This window comes from Roseateles aquatilis (assembly GCF_002205645.1).
Classification (GTDB): Bacteria; Pseudomonadota; Gammaproteobacteria; order Burkholderiales; family Burkholderiaceae_C; genus Roseateles; species Roseateles aquatilis.
Genome location: NZ_NIOF01000012.1, coordinates 75,203 through 93,359, shown reverse-complemented (window position 1 = coordinate 93,359; position 18,157 = coordinate 75,203). Strand labels below are relative to the sequence as shown.

Below are 18,157 nucleotides of genomic sequence, written 5' to 3'. Positions count from 1 at the left end.
GAGCGGTGAGTGGGGCGCATCCCATGGGGTGAGGATCGGAAAATGCGCCGCCCCACGGCTACAGTCGCCGCTTCTGCACTCCTCCCGATCCGATGCACTGCCTTGCCGATTCCCATCGTGTCGCGTTCGGTGGTCGTGACATTCGCATTCAAGCGGGGCTGCTCCTCGTCGCCTGCTGGGCGCTGCCGCAGGCCGCGACGGCCGCCTGCGCCGCCGGAGACTGGGTGGGCACGATCGGTGAAACGCCGGCGGCATGGAGGCTGGCGACCACCGAGCATGCGGACCGCGAGGCCAGCGTCGGCCGCTACTACTACCGTCGCGCGCTGAAGGAGTTGTATCTGCGCGTGGACGCCGCAGACCCGACGACCTGGCGCGAGACCGACGAGAAAGGGCGTGCCACCGGCAGCCTGACGCTCGATTGCCGCGCCGATGCGCTGTCGGGCATGTGGCGGTCGCCGGACGGCCGCAAGACGCTGCCATTGCGCGCGCGTCCGGCCGGCGCGAACGACGGCTACGACGAGCGCCGCACGCGCGGCCTGCGGCCCGACACGGCCACCACCAAGGTCGTCGACGATCGGTACTACGACCAGATCGGCCATGCGGGCGTGGACGGGGTCTCCACGGTGTCGCTGTGGGGCGAGGGCGCCGGCATCGCACGCATCAATGCGAGCCTGTGGCGCGAGGCCGTCGACGCCATGGCCCTCTCGCTGGCGTGCACCGGTGACGGACGCATGTGGCGCGGCGTGGGACATCCCTTCGAGTACGGCTGGGATCAATCCGTCGCCGCCTGGAACACGCGCTATGTCGTCATCGGCACCAGCCAGGGCGGCTATTGCGGGGGCGCGCATCCCACCTACGGGACGTCCACCGCGGTCTATGCGACAGAGACCGGCCAGGAAGTCGCCGTGGACCAGTGGCTGTTGCCTGCGCATCGGCAGGACATCGACGCGCGGTCGATGCTGGGCCGGATGATCATCGGCCTCTACCTGTCCAAGGAAGACGGCGAGACGGAATGCCTGGACCGCATCGCCATCAGCGGGCGGCGCATGCATCCCGAGCGCCAGGGCCTGGTCTTCGAGGTCGACGGCCGGGCCTACGTCGACACGCCCTGCGCGCGCAGCGTCACGGTGCCGTGGGCGCAGGCCGTCGCGTTTCTCAGCCCCGAGGGCATCGAGGCCGCCAAGGCGTTCCGTTGAGCAGGCGGGCGCCCGGCCCTCAATCCTGCGCCTCGACCTCGACAGTGTCCGCGTCGGACGTCAGTTCACCCGCCGCCATCTCGTCATGCGACGGCACCGCCACGCTGAACGACCGGGAGGCGCTGGCGCCCTCGAAGCGCTCCAACTGCCCCCGCCGCACAGGATCCGCCTGGATGATGCGGCGTGCCTGACCGATCGGGCCGCGCACGTCGGGCCGCCGACGCTCCCAATCGCGCAGCAGCGCGCCGTGCCTTTCCGGGAACACGGACCACCACTGGGCAATGCTTTTGGGGTCGTTCAAATCGAGCAGCATCACTGACCTCCGTCGGTTGGTTGTCTGCATGGTACTGTATGCATGTACAGTATTCAAGCGAAACCCGAATTGCGCCGGATTCAGCCTTGCCGGCGAAGGCGGTCGGCATTCGCCAGGTCAGCGATCGGCGCCAGCAATGCGCGGTCGAAGGGCGCCAGGGTCGCTCCGGTCCGCAGCCGCAATGGCCAGTCCGCGTGCGTGAGCGCGCCGCGTCCCAGCGACACGAAGTCGGCCTCCCCGCGGGCGAGCATGCCGGCCGCATGCGCCCCCTCGTGCAGGGCGCCATTCGCCAGCACCGGCACCGAGACGTGTCGCCGGGCCAGTGCCGCCAGGCTCGGGCCGGCGTCGCCGAATGCCGGTTTCCAGGCTTCGAATTCGGTCGTGTGCAGGTAGTCGATCGACGACGCGGCCAGTGCGCCGAAGACGCCGGCCGCGTCGTCCTCCGCGCCGGCCCACTTGTGCGAGAAGTCGTTGACCTTGCCTTGAGAGATCCTCAGCCCCACGACGAAGTCCGGGCCCACCGCGCCGCGAATGGCCTGGACGACTTCCATCGTCAATCGCAGGCGCTGGACCAGGCCGCCGCCGTAGCCGTCGTCGCGCCGGTTGGTGTGGGCCGTGAGGAACTGATCGAGCAGGTAGCCGTTGGCGCCGTGGATCTCGACGCCGTCGAAACCCGCCGCTTGCGCGTGTCGCGCCGCCTGCGCAAAGCCGTCCACCGCCGCGTCGATCGCCGCGATCGACATCGGCTCGGGCATCCGGTACGGCCCGTCGCCGCGGTAGAAGGTCATTTGTCGGCCCTTGGGCAACACGGCCGACGGCGCCATCGTGCCGGCGCGATGGGGATTGCCCTGCGAGAGCGCTCCGGCGTGCATCAACTGCGCGACGATGCGGCCGCCGTGCGCGTGCACCCGGGCCACCACCGGGCGCCAGGCGTCGCGCTGAACCGCGTCCGCCAGCCCTGGCTGGAAGAGATAGCCCTGCGCATGGGCCGTGTCCGTGTAGACGCCCTCGGTGATCACCAGCCCGAAGCCGCCCGCCGCGAAGGCGCCGTAGTAGTCGACCATGCGCGGCGTCGCGTGGCCGTCCGCCGTGGCGCTGACGCGGGTCATCGGCGCGACGGCCAGCCGATTGGGCACCGTCAGCGCGCCGATCCTCAGCGGCTCGAAGAGCGGGGCCGTGGCGGCATCGACGGTGTGCCGCGTGTCCGGCAGCGGATGGAAGGGGACGCTCATGTCACCGGGCCTCCGGGCGACGCACGGCGGCGATGGCCTCGATCTCGATCATCGCGGCGGGGTCGTAGAGCGCCTTGATCTCGGCGATCGTGTCGGCCGGGTAGGGGGCGGAAAAAAACCGGCGGCGCAACGCCACGACGTCCTCGAAGTGCGCCATGTCGGTGACGAAGATCGTCACCTTGATCACGTCCTTCAAGCTCGATCCGCCGGCCTCCAGCGCGCGGCGCAGATTGGCGAAGGCCTGCTCTCCTTGGGCAAGGAAGCCGCCCGCGACGATCTTGCCGTCGTCGCCCGCGCCGGCCTGGCCGGAGATGAACAGCAGGTCGCCGAATCGAATGCCCTGGGAGAGCAGGAAGGGCTCGTAGGGATCCGGATGGGTGATGACGCGTTCTAGCATGATGAATTTCCTTTCATTCGTGATCGGCTGCAGAGAATGGGGAAGCGCTTGAAGCGATGGCCGATCCGTGCTCTGACGATAGGGATGGCCGGCGATCACGACAAAGGTTCATTTGTCAGCCGTAAGATGAGCAGGATTCATCCATTCGCCCCTTCGCCGATGCAGCGTCGATCGCTTCCACTTTCCGCCTTGCGCGCCTTCGAGGCCGCCGCGCGGCTGGGCAGCTTCAAGGCCGCCGCCGAGGAACTGGCCGTCACGCCGACGGCCGTCAGCCATCAGATCCGCGCGCTGGAGGCGCAGACAGGGCTGATGCTGTTCGAGCGACAGGTGCGCAAGGTGGCGCTCACCGAGGCGGGCGCGCAGCTCTATCCGGTGCTGCGCGACGGCTTCGACGCCTTCGAGGCGACGCTGTCGCGCCTGTCGCAGCAGCGGACGCGGGCCCAGGTCGGCATCTCCGCCACCAACGCCTTCACCGTGAAATGGCTGGTGCCGCGCATGGCCGACTTCCGGCTGCGACATCCCGACATCGACTTGCAACTGCAGGCGAGCGACGACGTCGTCGACTTGCGGTCGACCGCGATCGACATCGCCATCCGTTACGGCCGGGGGCCGTATACCGGCCTATCGGTCGAGCCGCTGTTCACCGACCAGTTCGCGCCGGTGGCGAATCCGCGGCTGGGCGTGCTGTCGCCGGAGGACCTGGCGCGCGTGCCGCTGATCCGCTTCGACTGGCGACGCGCCCAGCCGGAGAACCCCACCTGGGAGCGCTGGTTCGCCGCCGCGGGACGGCGCCGCCCGCCGCAGGCGGCGCAGCTTCGTTTCTCCGACGAGGGCCACGCGATCCAGGCGGCGGTGGCCGGTCACGGCATCGCGCTGGTCAGCCTGCCGCTGGTCGCGGAGGAGCTGGCGGCCGGGCATCTGGTGCAGCCGTTCGGGCCGATGATCGAGGGGCACACGTATCACCTGGCGATGCATGCGGACAGGTCGCCCTCGGCCGCCGTGGTGGCGGTGGCGGCGTGGTTGCGCGCGCACGCGGCGCGGCCGGGAAATGAGGCTGCCGGGAAATGAGAAGATCGCGCCTCGCAAAGGGAGAAAACAATGAGACCACTCATCCTGGCCCTCGCCATCGGCCTGGGTTTCGCCGCGACAGTCGACACCGCGAGTGCCGCCGAGCGGACGTATCGGGCATTGCCCAATTTCTCGGTGGCCGCGGGTGAAACCTTCCCGCTCGATGGGATGACGGACCCCCAGGGGCAGGTGTTGCCCAGGAAGCAGCTGCTGGGCAAGTTCCTGCTGATCAATTTCTACACCCGCCATTGCGCGCCGTGCGTCAAGGAAGTGCCCAAGCTCAATCAGGTCAAGGCGCGCCGCGCCGACCTGAATGTCCTGGCCATCACGCCGGATGCGAAGGACGAGGCGGGCAAGTACGTGCAGAAGCATGGCCTGACCTGGCCCGTCGCCGCGGACGCGGAAAAGCTGTTCAACCAATTGAAGGTGGATGCGTTCCCCGCCTTCGCCTTGCTGGATGCCAACGGCCGCCTGGTGGCGACGACCTTTGCCAATCAACTGGGCGGCGAGGACGGCCACGCCACCGTCGAGGGCATCGAGGCGTGGGTGGACGCACAGGTGAAGAAGGCGTCGCTCTGAATCGACCGGGCGGCCGGGGCCGCCCTTGGGAAGCCGTGCAGAGCTGCCCTTGAAGGTCTTCTTCAGCAGAACGTCTGTTTCGGCAGCAGCGCGGTCGGCGCGATGCCGGGCGCGCGCTGCACATGCGCCTCCATCAGCGCCGCGCGAGACATCGTCTGGCGCCGGGAGCAGACGGTCCGCGAGGTCCTCCAGTTGCCGCGATGCCGCCGCGTGGCGGTGTGGCGGGCACGGCTGTCCGCGGCCATGACGAGCGGCGCCCGGCGCGGCGCTTCCTAGAATTTCAGCTCCGGGGTCATCCCGGGGCTCCCAGCGGCATCGCGCCGCGATGCCCATGCCCGCCTTCGGTCCACCCGCCTTCGACCAACTCACGCTGGACACCGACCGCCTGCATCTGCGGCCGCTTCGCGACGCCGACGCGCCCGCGCTGTTCGCGATGCTTTCCGACCCGTTGGTCACGCGCTACTGGAGCAGCCTACCGTGGACCTCGATCGATCAGGCCCACGCGATGATCGCGCGCGACCGCCAGGGCATGGCCGACGGAGACAGCGTGCGACTCGCGCTGGAGCGCAGGGAGGACGGGCGCTTCCTCGGCATGTGCACGCTGTTCGCGATTTCGGCGCAGTGCCGGCGCGCCGAGATCGGTTACGCGCTGCTGACCGACGCCGGGCGGCAGGGCTACATGGACGAGGCGCTGCGGTCGCTGCTCGCGTACGGTTTCGATGTCCTGGGGTTGAATCGGGTCGAGGCCGACATCGACCCGCGCAATGTGCCGTCCGCGCGCACGCTGGAGCGTCTGGGCTTCACGCAAGACGGGCTGCAGCGGGAGCGCTGGATCGTCGGGGACGAGGTGTCGGATTCGGCGCTGTATGGCTTGCTGGCGCGGGAGTGGCGGCGGGACACCTGAACTTCGCCCACCGCCGACGGGTCGCCTTGAACGGGGGCAAGACCTGACCCCGCGCGGTCATCCGCCTGGCTTACGATCCTCGGCCTGTCCTTACCCCGAGCGGGAGCAACTGATGATTGACCACACCGGCGTGACCGTGAGCGATTTCGAGAAGAGCAAGGCGTTCTACGTGAACGCGCTCGCACCCATCGGCTATGAGCTGCTGGCCGAGCTGTCGGCCGCGGTGACCGGACACACCGACGTGGCCGGTTTCGGGGAGGCGCCCAAGCCGGATTTCTGGATCAGCCGCGGGGATCCCAACCGGCCGGCGATCCACGTGGCGTTCCGGGTCGCGACGCGGCAGCAGGTGCGGGACTTCCATCAGGCCGCGCTCGCGGCCGGCGGCACGGACAACGGCGGGCCGGGGATTCGGGCGTATTACCACCCGAACTACTACGGCGCCTTCGTGCGTGACCCGGATGGGCACAACATCGAGGCGGTCTGCCACGCCCCCGAGTAAGGCCGTCGAAGGCTAGCCAATGGCCGCCGCCAGCGCGGCGGCGTTACGGCTGCGCCACCGCAGCAGGCCGATGGCATAGCAGACGTAGTACCCGGCCAAGGTGCCGAAGATCAACAGCGTCCAGCCGCTGAGCAGGAAGCTCGGGTCGCCGAACGGGCTGCCGCCACGCGGCGGCGCGTCGGCCATGCCGCCCGACAGGTGGGCCACGCCGCTGCCCAGCAAGTACACGGACGCGAGTCGATAGGCGAGGCGACCGATGAACAGCAGCGACAGCGCGATGCCCAGGTGCGCGTTGGGCGTGTAGAACGCGCCTTGCGGCGTGATCTCGAAACGGGTCAGCCGGTGGCCGTAGAGGCCCAGCCCCGCACCGACGAGCACGCCCCCGATCAGCATCGCCGTCTTCTGCGGCTGGGGCAGTGTCGCCATGCCGATCACCATCACCAGCAGCGGGAACAGCACGACGGTGAACCAGGGCCGCGTCGGCGACAGCTGCTGCCGCCCGACCAGGCGGCGGATGCGTTTGTAGACGCGCCACACGATCAGGGCCGACACGCCCAGGGACATCAGCATCGTTTGCGGGGCCGGAATGTTCACGTGAGCGCTCCTGAAAGCCGGGGCAGGTGGTGATGCGCGCGATCTTAAGGTGTCGTGGACGTGAACCCGGAAACACAGGCGCGCGTCAAACCGCCGCGAGATGCTCGTACAGGATCGCGGCGCCGACACCGAAGAGCACCACGCCGCCGATGATCTCGGCGCGCTTGCCCACCACCGCGCCCATGACGCGGCCGAGCATCACGCCCAGCGTCACCATCACGAAGGTCGCGAAGCCGATGGCGGCCGCCACGGGCACGATGTTCACGTCGATGAAGGCCAGGCCCACGCCCACCGCCATCGCGTCGATGCTGGTGGCGAAGCCGGTGAGGGCCAGCCTGGCGAAGCTGTGGCGGGTGGGTTTGGCTGCCTCGCTCTCGGCGGGGTCCGCCCGCAGGCCGGCGATCACCATGTGCAGGCCCAGCGCGCCCAGCAGCGCGAAGGCGATCCAGTGGTCCCAGGCCTTGACGGTGTTGACGGCGGCCAGACCCAGCGCCCAGCCGGCCAGCGGCGTGATCGCCTCGATGACGCCGAAGATCGCGCCGGTGCGAAGCGCTTCGCTCCAGCGCGGTTTCTGAAGCGCGGTGCCCTTGCCGATCGCGGCGGCGAAAGCATCCGTGGACATCGCCATGGCGAGTGCGGCTGTGGAGATGAAGTTCATGAGGTCGTCCAAGGGTCGGGCGGAGTCGCAACGACATGCCACCACTGCCCGACCCGAAGTCGCGCTGGCACGTCGTTGGTCTCGCCAACCAGAACTGGCTACCTGCGCCATGAGCCCGGAGAAGGCTCAAGTGTGTTGACGCAGGCGCTTCCATGCGAATGGAAGCCGGCTACTCCCCAAGAGAGGTCGGCATCCTAACCCGACGACAAGCGGTCGGGCGAGCAGGCAGGCGGGCAGCAGGGGCTTGCCGGCGGCGCCGACATCGCGCCTTCCCCTCGAATCGAGCAGGATCGGGCGAGTGGAATGCCCTACGATCGCGTCTCCGCGGAACGGCCGGCATCTCCCCCTCATGAGCACACCCCCCGCCACCGGCGATTTCCTTGCGCGAGGCGACAGCGAAGCCTTCCGCTGGCTGGTGGACAGCGTGCAGGACTACGCCATCTTCCAGCTGAATCCGGACGGCATCATCACGTCCTGGAACCTGGGCGCGCAGCGCATCAAGGGCTATACGGCGGAAGAGGCCATCGGCCGGCACTTCTCGATGTTCTATCCCGAGGAAGCGCGCCTGAGCCGCTGGCCCGAGGAGGAACTGCGCTGGGCCAGCGTCCGTGGCCGCTTCGAGGACGAGGGCTGGCGCCTGCGCAAGGACGGCGAGCGCATCTGGGCCAACGTCGTCATCACCGCCATCCGCGACGCGTCGGGCCGCCTGGTCGGCTTCTCGAAGGTCACGCGCGATCTGTCCGAGCGGCGGCGCCAGGAAGTGCTGCTGCGCGAGCGCGAGGAGAACCTGCGCTCGCTCGTCGAGGGCGTGCACGACCAGGCGATCTATCTGGTCGACCCGCAGGGCCGCATCCGGACCTGGAATGCCGGCGGCGAACGGCTGCTGGGCCATCTGGCGGCGGACGTGCTGGGCCGCGAGGTCGGCGCCGTGGTCGAGCCGGCGCTGGCGGCCATCGCCACGATGCAGCCCGGCGGCGCCGCGGGGCCGGAGGCGCGCGTGGTGTGGGAAGGCTGGCTGCGCCGCGTCGACGGCTCGACCTTCTGGGCGCAGGTCGCCACCACCGCCGTCAAGCGTCCCGACGGGACCGTCAAGGGCTTCGTGCAGGTGGTGCAGGACATCTCCGACCGGCGCCGCGCCGCCAGCCTGGAGACCGAGGGGCGGCGCCTCACCGAATTCATCGCCATGCTGTCCCACGAGCTCCGCAATCCGCTGGCGGCGCTGACCAACGTGCTGTCGCTGCTGCGCGCCGAGGCGCTGACCGAGCGCGGCCTGTGGTCCGTGGGCGTGGCCTCGCGCCAGGTGTCCCACGTGACGCGCCTGATCGAGGACCTGCTGGACGTGAGCCGGGTCAGCACCGGCAAGATCCGGTTGGACCTGGCGCCGCTGGACCTCGCCAAGGTCGTGCACGACGCGGTGGAGGGCGTGCGCGCCATGGTGGACAGCCACGCGCACGACCTGATCCTGCGGCTGCCGGCCGAGGGCCTCGCCACACAGGGCGACGCGACGCGGCTGACGCAGGTGGTCGTCAATCTGGTGTCCAACTCGGCCAAGTACACGCCGCGCGGCGGCAGGATCGAGGTCGCGCTGCACGCGGCGCACGGGCTGGCGTTGCTGTCGGTGTCCGACAGCGGCATCGGCATGGCGGAGGACTTCATCCAGGTCGCGTTCGAGCCCTTCGTGCAGGGCGAGCGGCAACTGGACCGCTCGGAAGGCGGGCTGGGCATCGGGCTGACGCTGGTCAAGCGCATCGTCGAGTTGCACGGCGGTACCGTCGCCGCGATCAGCCCGGGGGTGGGCAAGGGCGCCACGGTCACCGTCGCGCTGCCGCTCGCGACCCGCGCGGGCGCGCCGCCGGCGACGGCCGGCGCCGACGGCGCCCACGCGGAGATGCTGCGCATCCTGGTCGTCGACGACAACGCCGACGCGGCCGAGTCGCTGGTCATGATCCTGCGGATCGAAGGGCACGACGTGAAGGTGGCGCATGGCGCCGCCGAGGCGCTGGCCATCGCCGCCGCCAGCCGGCCGCAGGTGGTGCTGCTCGACCTCGGCCTGCCGGGCGCGAGCGGGCTGGAGGTGGCCCGGCAACTGCGAGCCATCCCTGGGCTGGGGCAGGTCCGCCTGATCGCCGTGACCGGCTACGGCCAGCCGAGCGATCGGGAGGCGACGCGCCAGGCGGGCTTCGACGTCCACATGGTCAAGCCGGTGGACATCGACACGCTGCTGCGGCACCTCTATGCCCGTTGATCGCCCCTTGACCCCCTGTTGAACGGCCACGACCGGCGCCAGGCCGGGCATGGCAGGCTGGCGCAAGCGACCCAGCCCGGTGGCGGACCGGGGGGATGCGCGGCCGGCCACGCCCGGCGGCAGGCCGGGCATGGGCGGCTTCGCGGAAGGGGCTGGTGGGAAAGGACGCGTGGAAGTGGCGCGTGAGCCCGCCGGGAAGGTCAGTCCCGGGAGGCGGGCGCGAGCTCGCGCAGGCGGGCCAGTTCCTGGCGGCAGATATTCTCGCCGACGGTGGTCAGGCGCAGGCCGCCGCCATGCCATTCGAGCCAGTCCAGCTTGACGTAGTCCTCGATCAGGCTTTCCTCGATGTCGCAGGCCCGGCGGCGGTAGAGCGCGTCGACGGACGCTTGCAACGAGTGGCGCAGGACTTCGGGGGTATTCACGGTGAGCATGGCATTTCCTCGCGTTTCGAGCGACGACATGTCGCCCGACCAGATTCGCTAAGCGATCAACGGCGAGGACTCGGGGCATCGCCACCTCGCCAAGGCGGCAACAACGCGAAGACTTCGAGGTGACAACCTCACGGGTCCATCGGTGGATAGTACCGGCTGGGCATGGCCCATGCCTTCTTGATTCAAGAGGCGTGGGGCAAACGGGACACCCGATGCGGCGGAATCGGCGCCGGAACGCAGTACCCTGTCGGCTTCAAAGCCATTCAACCCGCGACGATGCCGGGGAGCGCTCCCGATGGGGCGCCCGCGGCGCGTCGCCGTGACCCATTCGCCGGGCCCGGAGCCCCAGGTGCGCATGACGGATCCAGACCCAGCACAACAGCCCGCCTTCAATCCCGTCCAGGATCTCCGCGACATCGAGTCGCTGGACATCGTGACAGCCTTGCTCGAGGTGGTCTGCGAGACCGCGGGCGTCGGTTTCGCCGCGATCGCGCGTGTGACCGAGACCACCTGGACCGCGATGGCGGTGCGGGATGCCATCTCGTTCGGCCTGAAGCCGGGGGAGCAGCTCGACATCCACTCGACGTTGTGCAAGGAAGTGCGCCAGTCCCGCCAGGTCATCGTGATCGACCAGGCCAGCCTGGATCCGGTCTACGCCAACCACCACACGCCGCGGCTGTTTGGCATCGAGAGCTACATCTCGGTGCCCATCGTCCTGAGCGACGGCATGTACTTCGGCAACCTCTGCGCGCTGGACCGCCGGCCGGCCCGCATGTCGGAGGCACGCATCGTCAACATGTTCAGCCTGTTCGCGCGCTTGATCGCGCTGCAGCTCGAGAACCACCGCCGGGCGAAGGAGGACGCGGCCGTCCTCGGCGTGGAGCGCGCCAACAGCGCGCTGCGGGAGCAGTTCATCGCCATCATGGGCCACGACCTGCGCAATCCGCTGGCCGGCATGCAGGCGGGCGTGACGGTGCTCCAGCGCGTGCCCAACGACCCCGACATCGTCGGCAGGATCGCGAACCGCATGGCGGGCAGCGTGCGTCGCATGAGCCTGCTGGTGGACGACGTGGTCGACTTCGCGCGCGGCCGGCTGGGCGGCGGTTTCGGCCTGGACCTGCGGTGGGAGGAGGGCCTGGACGAAGCGCTGGACCATGTCGTCGCGGAGCTCCGCTCGATCTATCCCGATCGCCGTGTCGAGGCCCGCATCCGCATCGATCAGGCCGTGCGCTGCGACAAGTCGCGCGTCGAGCAATTGGTGTCCAACCTGCTGGCGAACGCGCTGTTCCACGGCGACGCCACGAGTCCCGTCGAGTTGAACGCCGACGTGGACGGCGACCTGCTGCGGATCGCCGTGACCAACCAGGGCGAGGCCATCGATCCGGCCTTCCTGCCGCGCATGTTCGAGGCCTATTCCCAGGGACGGATGAGCGGCAGTCGCAACGGACTGGGGCTGGGCCTGTTCATTTGCGCCCAGGTGGCGCGGGGCCACGGCGGGACGATCGCGGTGAGCTCCAGCGTCGCCGACGGCACGCGCTTCGTGGCGGCACTGCCGCTGGCGGGGCCGGCTTAGTCGGCGAGCGAGCGGGCGCCGGGCGCGTCGGCCGTGGTCGCCATGGTCGGACCGCCGGGCTGCAACCAGCGGCGCACCCGGCGTTTCCAATCGAGCCATTGGCGCTGGCGCGAGCGGTCCACACGCTTGACGTCGATCAGCGTGAACTCGCCGCAGGCCGACATCGTGTGCAGGCCCTCGGTGAAGTCGGGATGGGCGAGGTCGCCGGTGAAGGTGGGCGTCATCAGGCGCGCCGACACGGCCTCGCGCGACAACTGATCGAACACGACCCAGCGCGTCGCGCCGCCGTAACCGGCGCGGCTGTCCTGCACCGGCTGGACCACGAAGCCTTCCGCCGAAACGAAGGGCGTGCCCGCCGGCCGGGCGCCGTCCAGCGCGGCGCGCACGGGGTTGGCGCCGTGGGGCGTCCACGGGCCTTGCAGCGCGTCGGCATGGGCCACGTGCAATTCCCGCTGATCGCGTTTGTTCGGGCCGATGATCGAATAGAACATCCACCAGGTGCCGTCGTGGCACAGCACCGAGGCGTCCACCGCCGGCACGCCGGTCAGCAGCGGGCCGACGCGCTCCCAGCGGTCCAGGCCGTCGGTCGCGCGGTAGAGCGCGACCTCGCCGGCCTGGCTGGTCTCCGGCACCATCCACGCATGCCCGTCATGCTCGAAGACGAACGGATAGGACAGGTGGAACGGACGACGCAGGACCACGGCCGGCGCGCTCCACGAGCCGGTTTCCAGGTCCAGGTTGAGGCGCCGCAGATCGGCGCGTTTGGAGCGGTAGTCGAAGGCCTCGACGAACACGCAGAGCGAGGCGCCCTCCTGCAGCGCGAAGGGGTCGGCGTAGTAGCACCAGGGGTCCGCCGCCGGCATCCAGACGATCCGGTCGCGCAGCGCCTGCAGACGTTCCGGCGTCAGGCGGTCGATGCGCTCCGGCACGACCCCCACCGTCCAGAAGTCCGACTTGGGACGTTTAACCACGGACTTCTTCAGGCGAGAACGCCAGGTCCGACGCCACCACCGGCAGGCGCGCGAGCACCTCGCGGTACAGCCCCAGCGTGGACTGCACGGCCGCGCCGCGGTCGAAGCGCTCCATCGCGTAGGCGATCGGTGCCCGACCCGTCCGAGCGCGCGCCCGCAGGGCGTCCGCGATGCCCTGGCCCAGCGCCTGGATGTCGTCCAGCGGCACGATCGTGGCTTGCTCGTCCTGCAGCATCTCGCGGGCGCCGATGGTGGCGGTGGCCACGATCGGCAGGCCGGCGCGCATGGCTTCCAGGATCGCCAGCGGGAAGGCCTCTTCCAGCGACGACGACACGTACAGGTCCATCTCGGCCAGCAGCTCGTCGACGTTCCAGCGGAAGCCGATCAGGTGGATGCGGTCCTCGCCCTCGCACTGCGCTTCCAGTTCGGCGCGCTGCGGGCCTTCGCCGATCAGCACCAGGTGGGCGTCGGCGGGCGCCTGCTGGCGGAACGCTTCGATCAGGCGGTGCATGCCCTTGGTCTCGTGCAGGCGGCCGACGCAGCCGATCACCGGCGCAAGAACGGGGATGCCCAGTTCCTGGCGCAGCGTGCCCACGCGCTGGGTGCGCTCGCCCGTGCCTTCGCGGCGGTCCGGGGCCCAATTGTGGATCACGCGGTGCAGGCCGTCGAAGTCCTTGAGGTCGCCGACCTGCCGCGAGTTCACGCACACCAGGCCGTCCAGCCGCGCATGCTGATGCGCCTTGAACCCCACATGCAGCGTGCCCAGGCGCGCCGCGTCGGCGACCCAGGAGACGGCCTTGCAGGCGGGGCCCAGGTGGCCGTGCACCACGTCCGCCTGCAGCCGCTGCGCCAAGCGGCGCACGCGCAGCCCGCGCATCAGCGGCAGGGCCAGGCCGTGGAATTGGACGTTGGGATTCAGCACCCCCTGCACCGCCGACTTGGCGGGCGCGATGACGTGCACGGTGTGACCGAGCGCCGCCTGCGCATTCGCCAGGTCCACGCAGTGATGCTCACCGCCGGCGATACGAGAAGAGAAGACCACATGAACGATCGAAAGCGCACGCATGGAACTGACCGTATTGATAAAACCGGCGCAGTCTACGCTTAACAAACAGAAACATTGGGAAACGTCCCCTCGGACGAGGGGGGAAATTTCCCCTGTTTTGGATTTTCCAGAAAGTGATAGAAGCGCCTGCTTATGTTGCTGGAAGGTTTCTTGCGTGTAACGTGGGACGGTTTTTGCAGATCCGCAGATCGCCCGTCGGGCCAGGGGCGGGCGCAGGCGCAGGGGGAACCGACGGATGCGAAACGGCGCCGCGAGACCGCGGCGCGGAGGGGTCTCAGCGCTGCCGCGCCTCGGGGCTGGCGCGGTCGGCGCGCTTCTTGCCGGTGACCATGGCGAGCGCCAGGTTTTGCTGCTCCCGCAGCGACATGACGACGACCCCGAGCAAGTGTCCCGCGACCAGCGTCGCGAGCAGCCAGGCCAGCGCGGCGTGCGTGGCCTCCAGCCAGCCGTAGCCCCAGAACAGGTCGGTCGTGTAAAGAAAGCCCGTGAAGCTGGTGAGCGCCACGGTGCCCAGCAGCGCGACGATCATCCAGCCGCCGAGCGGGTTGTGACCGAGGTGATGCGGCTCGCGTCCGCCGATCAGCAGCCGCGCGTAGCGCCAGGTCGCCGCGGGACCGCGGACGAAGGCGGCGAAGCGCGCGTGCGGCGAGCCGGCGAAACCCCAGAGCGCGCGCGCGGCCACGATGGCGGCGGCGATGTAGCCCAGCGCGTGGTGCAGCGGGTGGAACCAGTGGCCGGTCACCCAGGCCGCGATGACGCTGGCCGCCAGCGACACATGCAGCACGCGCACCAGCGGATCCCAGACCGGGATCGCGGCGCGGCGGGGGGCCGTGCCGGGCATTACTTCTTCGCGGGCTGAGAGGCGGTCGCGGCCGGCGCCGACGACTCGGCGCGCGGCTCGATGCGCTCGAAGGTCTTGGGGTTGAAGAAGGCCTCGACGCGTTCCCCCTTGTTGTCGAAGCCGTAGACCTCGTAGCAGGTGGCGAAGGTCTTCACTTGGCGCACGCGCCAGCCCTGGTCGACGAGCTTGCGTTGCAGCTCCATCTGCGGGCGCCATTCGGCCTTGGGCTCGTTCGGGCAGGCGACGTCGCCGTGGGCCGACGCGGCGAAGGAGGCCGCGCTCAGCACGAGCAGCGACAGGAGGCGGTGGGTCGACGTCATGGGGATTCCTTTCTTCGAAGCGGTCTTCGGTGGGGTCTTCGGTGCGGTCCGCGGCGTGGTGCGCGTTGCGATGCCGATGCGGACGAGGGCGGCGCTGCTCAGAACTCCAGCCACATGCGCAGCAGGTTGTGATACGTCGCCGTCAGGCCGATGACGGCCGGGTCGGACTCGCCGTTGCGGGTGCGCAGGCTCATCAGGTGCTGGTCCATGTCGAACAGCAGGCGGCGCTGGTCGTCGCCGCGCACCATGCTGTGGATCCAGAAATAGCTGGCCAGGCGGAAACCGCGCGTGACCGGCTCGACGCGGTGCACGCTGTGGCCGGGGTACAGGACCATGTCGCCGGCGGGCAGCTTGACGCGGTGCTGGCCGAAGGTGTCCTCGACCATCAGCTCGCCGCCGTCGTACTCGTCGGGATTGGCGAAGAAGACGGTGCAGGAGATGTCGGTGCGCACGCGCCCGGTGCCGTCGCGCAGGTAGCGCACGGCGCTGTCGACATGGTTGCCGAAGCTGTTGGCCTGGCCGCCGTAGCGGTTGAACAGCGGTGGCGAGATCTGCTTGGGCAGCGCCGCCGAGAAGAACAACTGGTGCCGCGCCAGGCCGTCCAGCACCAGCTTCTGCAACCGCAGCGTCGCGTCGCAGGTCTCGGGCAACTGGGTGTTGTTCTTGGCCTGCGCCGATTGCGAGCCGGCGGTCATGCGGCCGTCGGCCCAGGGTGCGCTGGCCAGGATCTCGCGGGCTTGCCGGAGCTCGTCGGGCGTGAGGACGTTGCGGACGTGCAGGAGCATGGTGCGGAAACCTCGAAGGCGCCGAAGCGCCGGGGACCTTGCGGCCGATGACGGGACCACGCGGTCGGCCACGCGGCGTCACCGCGCGGCCGACCGCGGACGATCAGAAGCGCAGGCCCAGCGTGGCCTTCACCGATCGCGCTTCACCCGGCGTGTAGAAGCCCGGGTAGAGCTGGTCGCCATAGACCTTGTCGGTCAGGTTGTTGGCGTTCAGCTGGACATACATGTCCTGGTTGATGGTGTATTCCACCATCGCGTCGTAGGCGACGTAACCCGGCGCGCGCGCCGTCAGCGACGCCGCCGCCGTGCCGCCCTGCAGCGGACGGTTGGTCGACGCGCCGCGCGCGCCGCCCGCGACGCGCCACTTCGGCAGCACCTGGTAGCTCAGCCACACGGCACCGGTGTGCTTGGGGCTCAGGCCGACCTCGCGGGTCGTCAGCGTCACGGCGGTGCCGACCTTGTCGATCCACGCGCGATGAATCCAGGAGTACGAGAGGTAGACCTCCACCGCGTCGGTGACGCGGCCGATCACGTCGAACTCCGCGCCCTGCGAATGCCGCTTGCCGGAGAGCACCGGGAATTGCGTCGCGAAGTCGGAATCGGTGGTGCGTTCGTTGTACTTCTCGGTGCGGAACAGGGCGCCGCGGGTGGACAGTGCGCCGTTCAGCCAGTCCAGCTTGGCGCCGACCTCGATGTTGCGGCTCTTCTCCGGGCCCACGTCCGCCTGTTGCTGCGTCGTGTACTGGTAGGTGTCGGCCGAGGTGTTGAACGAGGTGCCGTAGGACACGTGGTACGACTGCGACGGCGTCGGCTGGTACAGCACGCCGAAGCGGCGGCTCCACAGGCCGGGGTAGGACAGCCGCGATTCGGTGGAGCCGCTGGGCGTCGTGGCGGTCGTGTTGTTGGCATAGGTCAGCGTGTGCATCGTCGCCTTGACCTTGTCGTAGCGCAGGCCGGCCAGCAGCTTCCACTGGTCGGTCAGCGAGATCAGGTCCTGCGCGTACACGCCGAAGGCGCGGCCGGCGTAGTCGGTGGTCTTGCGGTAGGTCGGCAGGGCCGGCGTGACGCGGCCGTCGTTGGGCGTGCCCACCGTCGTGCCGCCCTTGGCGTAGTTGGTGCCGACGGTGCCGTAGGCGGTGAAGCGGTCGGCCGATTCCCTGGAGGCGTCGACGCCAGTCAGCACGTCGTGGCGCATGCCGAACCAGTTGAACTTGTTGCTGTAGTCGCTCTGGACGTAGCTGCCGTCGATGTCGTCTTTGCGCGGCGACAGGCCCAGGCGGGCCATGACCGTGCCGTCGGTGACGGCGGTCACCGCGGGGGACGGGTTCGGGCAGGTGGCCGCGGCGGTCAGCGCCAGCGAGCAGTAGGCGCCGGTGGTGCCCCAGCTGTCGCGCTTGTAGTTGCCGGTGCGGAACTGCGTGCGCAGCTCGCCGCCATCCGCGAAGCGGTGCGTCCAGATGCCGGAGAGGTAGGCCGCCTCGCCGCGCAGGTAGTCGCTGCTGGTGCCGTAGAAGTTTTTGGCCGGGATGCCGGCGGCGACGCTGCCGGCCAGGTAACGCAGGCTGGACATCGGGACGTTGTTGACGTTCAGGTAGAACGCGCCGAGCGTGAACTCGTCGGTGCCGCCGATGCCCCAGGTGATGGTGGGCGCCACGCCCTGCTTGTCGATGCGGGCGCCGTGGTTGTCGGCGGTCTGGCCCATCACGTTGACGCGGATGGCCGTGTCCTCGCCGATGCGCTTGTTGAAGTCACCGGTGAAGCGCAGGTTCTCGCCGGTGCCGGCGGTGGTGATGACCTCGTTGAGGTCGGCCAGCACCGGCTTCTTGGTGACCTGGTTGATCACGCCGCCGGTGGAGCCGCGGCCGAACAGCATCGAGGCCGCGCCGCGCATGACTTCGATGCGGTCGTAGTTGAAGCTGTCGCGGTCGTACTGGGACGGATCTTTCATGCCGTCGATCAGCAGGTCGCCGGTGGTGGCAACCGGGAAGCCGCGCATGCGGATGTCCTGGTCGGTGCCGTTCTCGGTCGCCGCGAAGGTGATGCCGGCGGTGTAGTGCAGCGCCTGCTTCAGCGTGTCGAGCTTGACGTCGTCGATCAGCTTCTCGGTCATCACCGTGATCGACTGCGGAATGTCACGGATGTCCTGCTTGCCCTTGCCGATCGTGGTCTTGGTGGTCTGCAGCGATTCCTTGGCGGTTTCCTCGGCGGCGGCCTTCACCTTCACTTCGGGCAACGTGGCCTCGGCCGGCGCGGAGGCGGGCGCGGGCGGCGGGGTCGGCACCTTGGGCGCCTGCGACTGGGCCACGGCCGAGCCGGCCGCCAGCATGACGCCGAAACCGGCGGCCAGGGCGCCCAGCGGCAGCACCGCGGGCGCGGCGTCGCGGGGGCGATCGTTCTTCTTGGACATGAGTTTCTCCGTGAGTTCTGAATCGTTGTGATGGACGGAGGCTGGCTGGCACGCGGGGCGGCACTGGCTGGCGGAGCG

Annotated in this window: 20 protein-coding genes and 1 riboswitch; of the genes, 7 read left to right on the top strand and 13 right to left on the bottom strand. The window is 69.5% G+C overall.

The genetic code is table 11. From position 1 onward, the window contains the following. Positions 1-92 precede the first annotated feature (92 nt). Positions 93-1,196: a hypothetical protein gene (locus tag CDN99_RS21720; protein WP_088386998.1), complete on the top strand. Its 1,104-nt coding sequence runs from the start codon at positions 93-95 to the stop codon at positions 1,194-1,196. Between the two features lie 19 nt (positions 1,197-1,215). On the opposite strand, the gene CDN99_RS21715 is transcribed toward CDN99_RS21720, so the two are convergent. The 3 genes from CDN99_RS21715 to CDN99_RS21705 all read right to left on the bottom strand — a co-directional run bounded on the left by CDN99_RS21715 (position 1,216) and on the right by CDN99_RS21705 (position 3,138). Continuing rightward, on the bottom strand, positions 1,216-1,512 hold the full coding sequence (locus CDN99_RS21715; protein WP_141100909.1) for a hypothetical protein: 297 nt from the start codon (positions 1,510-1,512) through the stop codon (positions 1,216-1,218). Between the two features lie 77 nt (positions 1,513-1,589). After that, positions 1,590-2,741 carry an NADH:flavin oxidoreductase gene (locus CDN99_RS21710; protein ID WP_088386996.1) on the bottom strand — a complete coding sequence of 384 codons (1,152 nt, stop codon included), beginning with the start codon at positions 2,739-2,741 and terminating at the stop codon, positions 1,590-1,592. Between the two features lies 1 nt (position 2,742). Further along, positions 2,743-3,138 carry a RidA family protein gene (locus CDN99_RS21705; RefSeq protein WP_088386995.1) on the bottom strand — a complete coding sequence of 132 codons (396 nt, stop codon included), beginning with the start codon at positions 3,136-3,138 and terminating at the stop codon, positions 2,743-2,745. A 159-nt stretch (positions 3,139-3,297) separates the two neighbouring features. Here CDN99_RS21705 and CDN99_RS21700 point away from each other — a divergent pair, with 159 nt between their 5' ends. Further along, the gene (locus CDN99_RS21700) at positions 3,298-4,206 is read left to right on the top strand and encodes a LysR substrate-binding domain-containing protein (RefSeq protein WP_088386994.1); all 909 of its coding nucleotides are present in this window, start codon (positions 3,298-3,300) and stop codon (positions 4,204-4,206) included. A 30-nt stretch (positions 4,207-4,236) separates the two neighbouring features. Further along, the gene (locus CDN99_RS21695) at positions 4,237-4,785 is read left to right on the top strand and encodes a TlpA family protein disulfide reductase (protein WP_088386993.1); all 549 of its coding nucleotides are present in this window, start codon (positions 4,237-4,239) and stop codon (positions 4,783-4,785) included. 62 nt (positions 4,786-4,847) lie between these two features. Here CDN99_RS21695 and CDN99_RS21690 read toward each other — a convergent pair whose 3' ends face one another. Then, positions 4,848-5,030 carry a hypothetical protein gene (locus CDN99_RS21690; RefSeq protein ID WP_088386992.1) on the bottom strand — a complete coding sequence of 61 codons (183 nt, stop codon included), beginning with the start codon at positions 5,028-5,030 and terminating at the stop codon, positions 4,848-4,850. A gap of 86 nt (positions 5,031-5,116) precedes the next feature. Here CDN99_RS21690 and CDN99_RS21685 point away from each other — a divergent pair, with 86 nt between their 5' ends. Both CDN99_RS21685 and CDN99_RS21680 read left to right on the top strand, forming a co-directional pair. Then, positions 5,117-5,689, top strand: coding sequence for a GNAT family N-acetyltransferase (locus CDN99_RS21685; protein ID WP_088387062.1), 573 nt, complete (start codon positions 5,117-5,119; stop codon positions 5,687-5,689). Between the two features lie 112 nt (positions 5,690-5,801). Next, positions 5,802-6,188, top strand: coding sequence for a VOC family protein (locus CDN99_RS21680; RefSeq protein WP_088386991.1), 387 nt, complete (start codon positions 5,802-5,804; stop codon positions 6,186-6,188). Positions 6,189-6,200: 12 nt separating this feature from the next. On the opposite strand, the gene CDN99_RS21675 is transcribed toward CDN99_RS21680, so the two are convergent. Both CDN99_RS21675 and mntP read right to left on the bottom strand, forming a co-directional pair. After that, positions 6,201-6,782, bottom strand: coding sequence for a CcdC protein domain-containing protein (locus CDN99_RS21675; RefSeq protein WP_088386990.1), 582 nt, complete (start codon positions 6,780-6,782; stop codon positions 6,201-6,203). 85 nt (positions 6,783-6,867) lie between these two features. Continuing rightward, positions 6,868-7,440, bottom strand: coding sequence for a manganese efflux pump MntP (mntP, locus tag CDN99_RS21670; protein WP_088386989.1), 573 nt, complete (start codon positions 7,438-7,440; stop codon positions 6,868-6,870). A gap of 14 nt (positions 7,441-7,454) precedes the next feature. Next, a riboswitch (yybP-ykoY riboswitch) is annotated at positions 7,455-7,626 on the bottom strand. 163 nt (positions 7,627-7,789) lie between these two features. Here mntP and CDN99_RS21665 point away from each other — a divergent pair. Next, positions 7,790-9,685 carry a PAS domain-containing hybrid sensor histidine kinase/response regulator gene (locus tag CDN99_RS21665; RefSeq protein ID WP_088386988.1) on the top strand — a complete coding sequence of 632 codons (1,896 nt, stop codon included), beginning with the start codon at positions 7,790-7,792 and terminating at the stop codon, positions 9,683-9,685. A gap of 200 nt (positions 9,686-9,885) precedes the next feature. Here the strand turns inward: CDN99_RS21665 and CDN99_RS21660 are convergent, their stop codons facing one another. After that, on the bottom strand, positions 9,886-10,116 hold the full coding sequence (locus tag CDN99_RS21660; protein ID WP_088386987.1) for a hypothetical protein: 231 nt from the start codon (positions 10,114-10,116) through the stop codon (positions 9,886-9,888). A 355-nt stretch (positions 10,117-10,471) separates the two neighbouring features. Here CDN99_RS21660 and CDN99_RS21655 point away from each other — a divergent pair, with 355 nt between their 5' ends. Continuing rightward, positions 10,472-11,689 carry a GAF domain-containing sensor histidine kinase gene (locus CDN99_RS21655; protein WP_088387061.1) on the top strand — a complete coding sequence of 406 codons (1,218 nt, stop codon included), beginning with the start codon at positions 10,472-10,474 and terminating at the stop codon, positions 11,687-11,689. Here the strand turns inward: CDN99_RS21655 and CDN99_RS21650 are convergent. From CDN99_RS21650 to CDN99_RS21625, 6 genes are all read right to left on the bottom strand, one after another. After that, the gene (locus tag CDN99_RS21650) at positions 11,686-12,660 is read right to left on the bottom strand and encodes a glucosamine inositolphosphorylceramide transferase family protein (protein ID WP_193531741.1); all 975 of its coding nucleotides are present in this window, start codon (positions 12,658-12,660) and stop codon (positions 11,686-11,688) included. The two genes, CDN99_RS21655 and CDN99_RS21650, sit on opposite strands and share 4 nt — an antisense overlap. Beyond that, positions 12,653-13,726 (bottom strand): glycosyltransferase family 4 protein, encoded by a 1,074-nt coding sequence (locus tag CDN99_RS21645; RefSeq protein WP_088386986.1) that lies wholly within the window; start codon positions 13,724-13,726, stop codon positions 12,653-12,655. The genes CDN99_RS21650 and CDN99_RS21645 overlap by 8 nt, the downstream gene beginning before the upstream one ends. A gap of 274 nt (positions 13,727-14,000) precedes the next feature. Further along, the gene (locus tag CDN99_RS21640; protein WP_088386985.1) at positions 14,001-14,567 is read right to left on the bottom strand and encodes a cytochrome b/b6 domain-containing protein; all 567 of its coding nucleotides are present in this window, start codon (positions 14,565-14,567) and stop codon (positions 14,001-14,003) included. After that, complete coding sequence (locus CDN99_RS21635; RefSeq protein ID WP_088386984.1) at positions 14,567-14,887, bottom strand: PepSY domain-containing protein; 321 nt, start codon at positions 14,885-14,887, stop codon at positions 14,567-14,569. The genes CDN99_RS21640 and CDN99_RS21635 overlap by 1 nt, the downstream gene beginning before the upstream one ends. 98 nt (positions 14,888-14,985) lie before the next feature. After that, positions 14,986-15,672 carry a Fe2+-dependent dioxygenase gene (locus tag CDN99_RS21630; protein ID WP_088386983.1) on the bottom strand — a complete coding sequence of 229 codons (687 nt, stop codon included), beginning with the start codon at positions 15,670-15,672 and terminating at the stop codon, positions 14,986-14,988. Positions 15,673-15,775: 103 nt separating this feature from the next. Beyond that, a complete protein-coding gene (locus CDN99_RS21625) occupies positions 15,776-18,079 on the bottom strand; it encodes a TonB-dependent receptor (RefSeq protein WP_088386982.1) in 2,304 nt (767 codons plus the stop codon). Between the last annotated feature and the right edge of the window lie 78 nt (positions 18,080-18,157).

Bases quoted from the DNA above. Each gene is read 5' to 3' on its own strand.
- CDN99_RS21635 (WP_088386984.1), bottom strand. From the start codon at position 14,887: ATGACGTCGACCCACCGCCTCCTGTCGCTGCTCGTGCTGAGCGCGGCC.
- CDN99_RS21685 (WP_088387062.1), top strand. From the start codon at position 5,117: ATGCCCGCCTTCGGTCCACCCGCCTTCGACCAACTCACGCTGGACACC.
- CDN99_RS21680 (WP_088386991.1), top strand. From the start codon at position 5,802: ATGATTGACCACACCGGCGTGACCGTGAGCGATTTCGAGAAGAGCAAG.
- CDN99_RS21690 (WP_088386992.1), bottom strand. From the start codon at position 5,030: ATGGCCGCGGACAGCCGTGCCCGCCACACCGCCACGCGGCGGCATCGC.
- CDN99_RS21660 (WP_088386987.1), bottom strand. From the start codon at position 10,116: ATGCTCACCGTGAATACCCCCGAAGTCCTGCGCCACTCGTTGCAAGCG.
- CDN99_RS21710 (WP_088386996.1), bottom strand. From the start codon at position 2,741: ATGAGCGTCCCCTTCCATCCGCTGCCGGACACGCGGCACACCGTCGAT.
- mntP (WP_088386989.1), bottom strand. From the start codon at position 7,440: ATGAACTTCATCTCCACAGCCGCACTCGCCATGGCGATGTCCACGGAT.
- CDN99_RS21625 (WP_088386982.1), bottom strand. From the start codon at position 18,079: ATGTCCAAGAAGAACGATCGCCCCCGCGACGCCGCGCCCGCGGTGCTG.
- CDN99_RS21640 (WP_088386985.1), bottom strand. From the start codon at position 14,567: ATGCCCGGCACGGCCCCCCGCCGCGCCGCGATCCCGGTCTGGGATCCG.
- CDN99_RS21695 (WP_088386993.1), top strand. From the start codon at position 4,237: ATGAGACCACTCATCCTGGCCCTCGCCATCGGCCTGGGTTTCGCCGCG.
- CDN99_RS21665 (WP_088386988.1), top strand. From the start codon at position 7,790: ATGAGCACACCCCCCGCCACCGGCGATTTCCTTGCGCGAGGCGACAGC.
- CDN99_RS21705 (WP_088386995.1), bottom strand. From the start codon at position 3,138: ATGCTAGAACGCGTCATCACCCATCCGGATCCCTACGAGCCCTTCCTG.
- CDN99_RS21630 (WP_088386983.1), bottom strand. From the start codon at position 15,672: ATGCTCCTGCACGTCCGCAACGTCCTCACGCCCGACGAGCTCCGGCAA.
- CDN99_RS21655 (WP_088387061.1), top strand. From the start codon at position 10,472: ATGACGGATCCAGACCCAGCACAACAGCCCGCCTTCAATCCCGTCCAG.
- CDN99_RS21720 (WP_088386998.1), top strand. From the start codon at position 93: ATGCACTGCCTTGCCGATTCCCATCGTGTCGCGTTCGGTGGTCGTGAC.
- CDN99_RS21700 (WP_088386994.1), top strand. From the start codon at position 3,298: ATGCAGCGTCGATCGCTTCCACTTTCCGCCTTGCGCGCCTTCGAGGCC.
- CDN99_RS21645 (WP_088386986.1), bottom strand. From the start codon at position 13,726: ATGCGTGCGCTTTCGATCGTTCATGTGGTCTTCTCTTCTCGTATCGCC.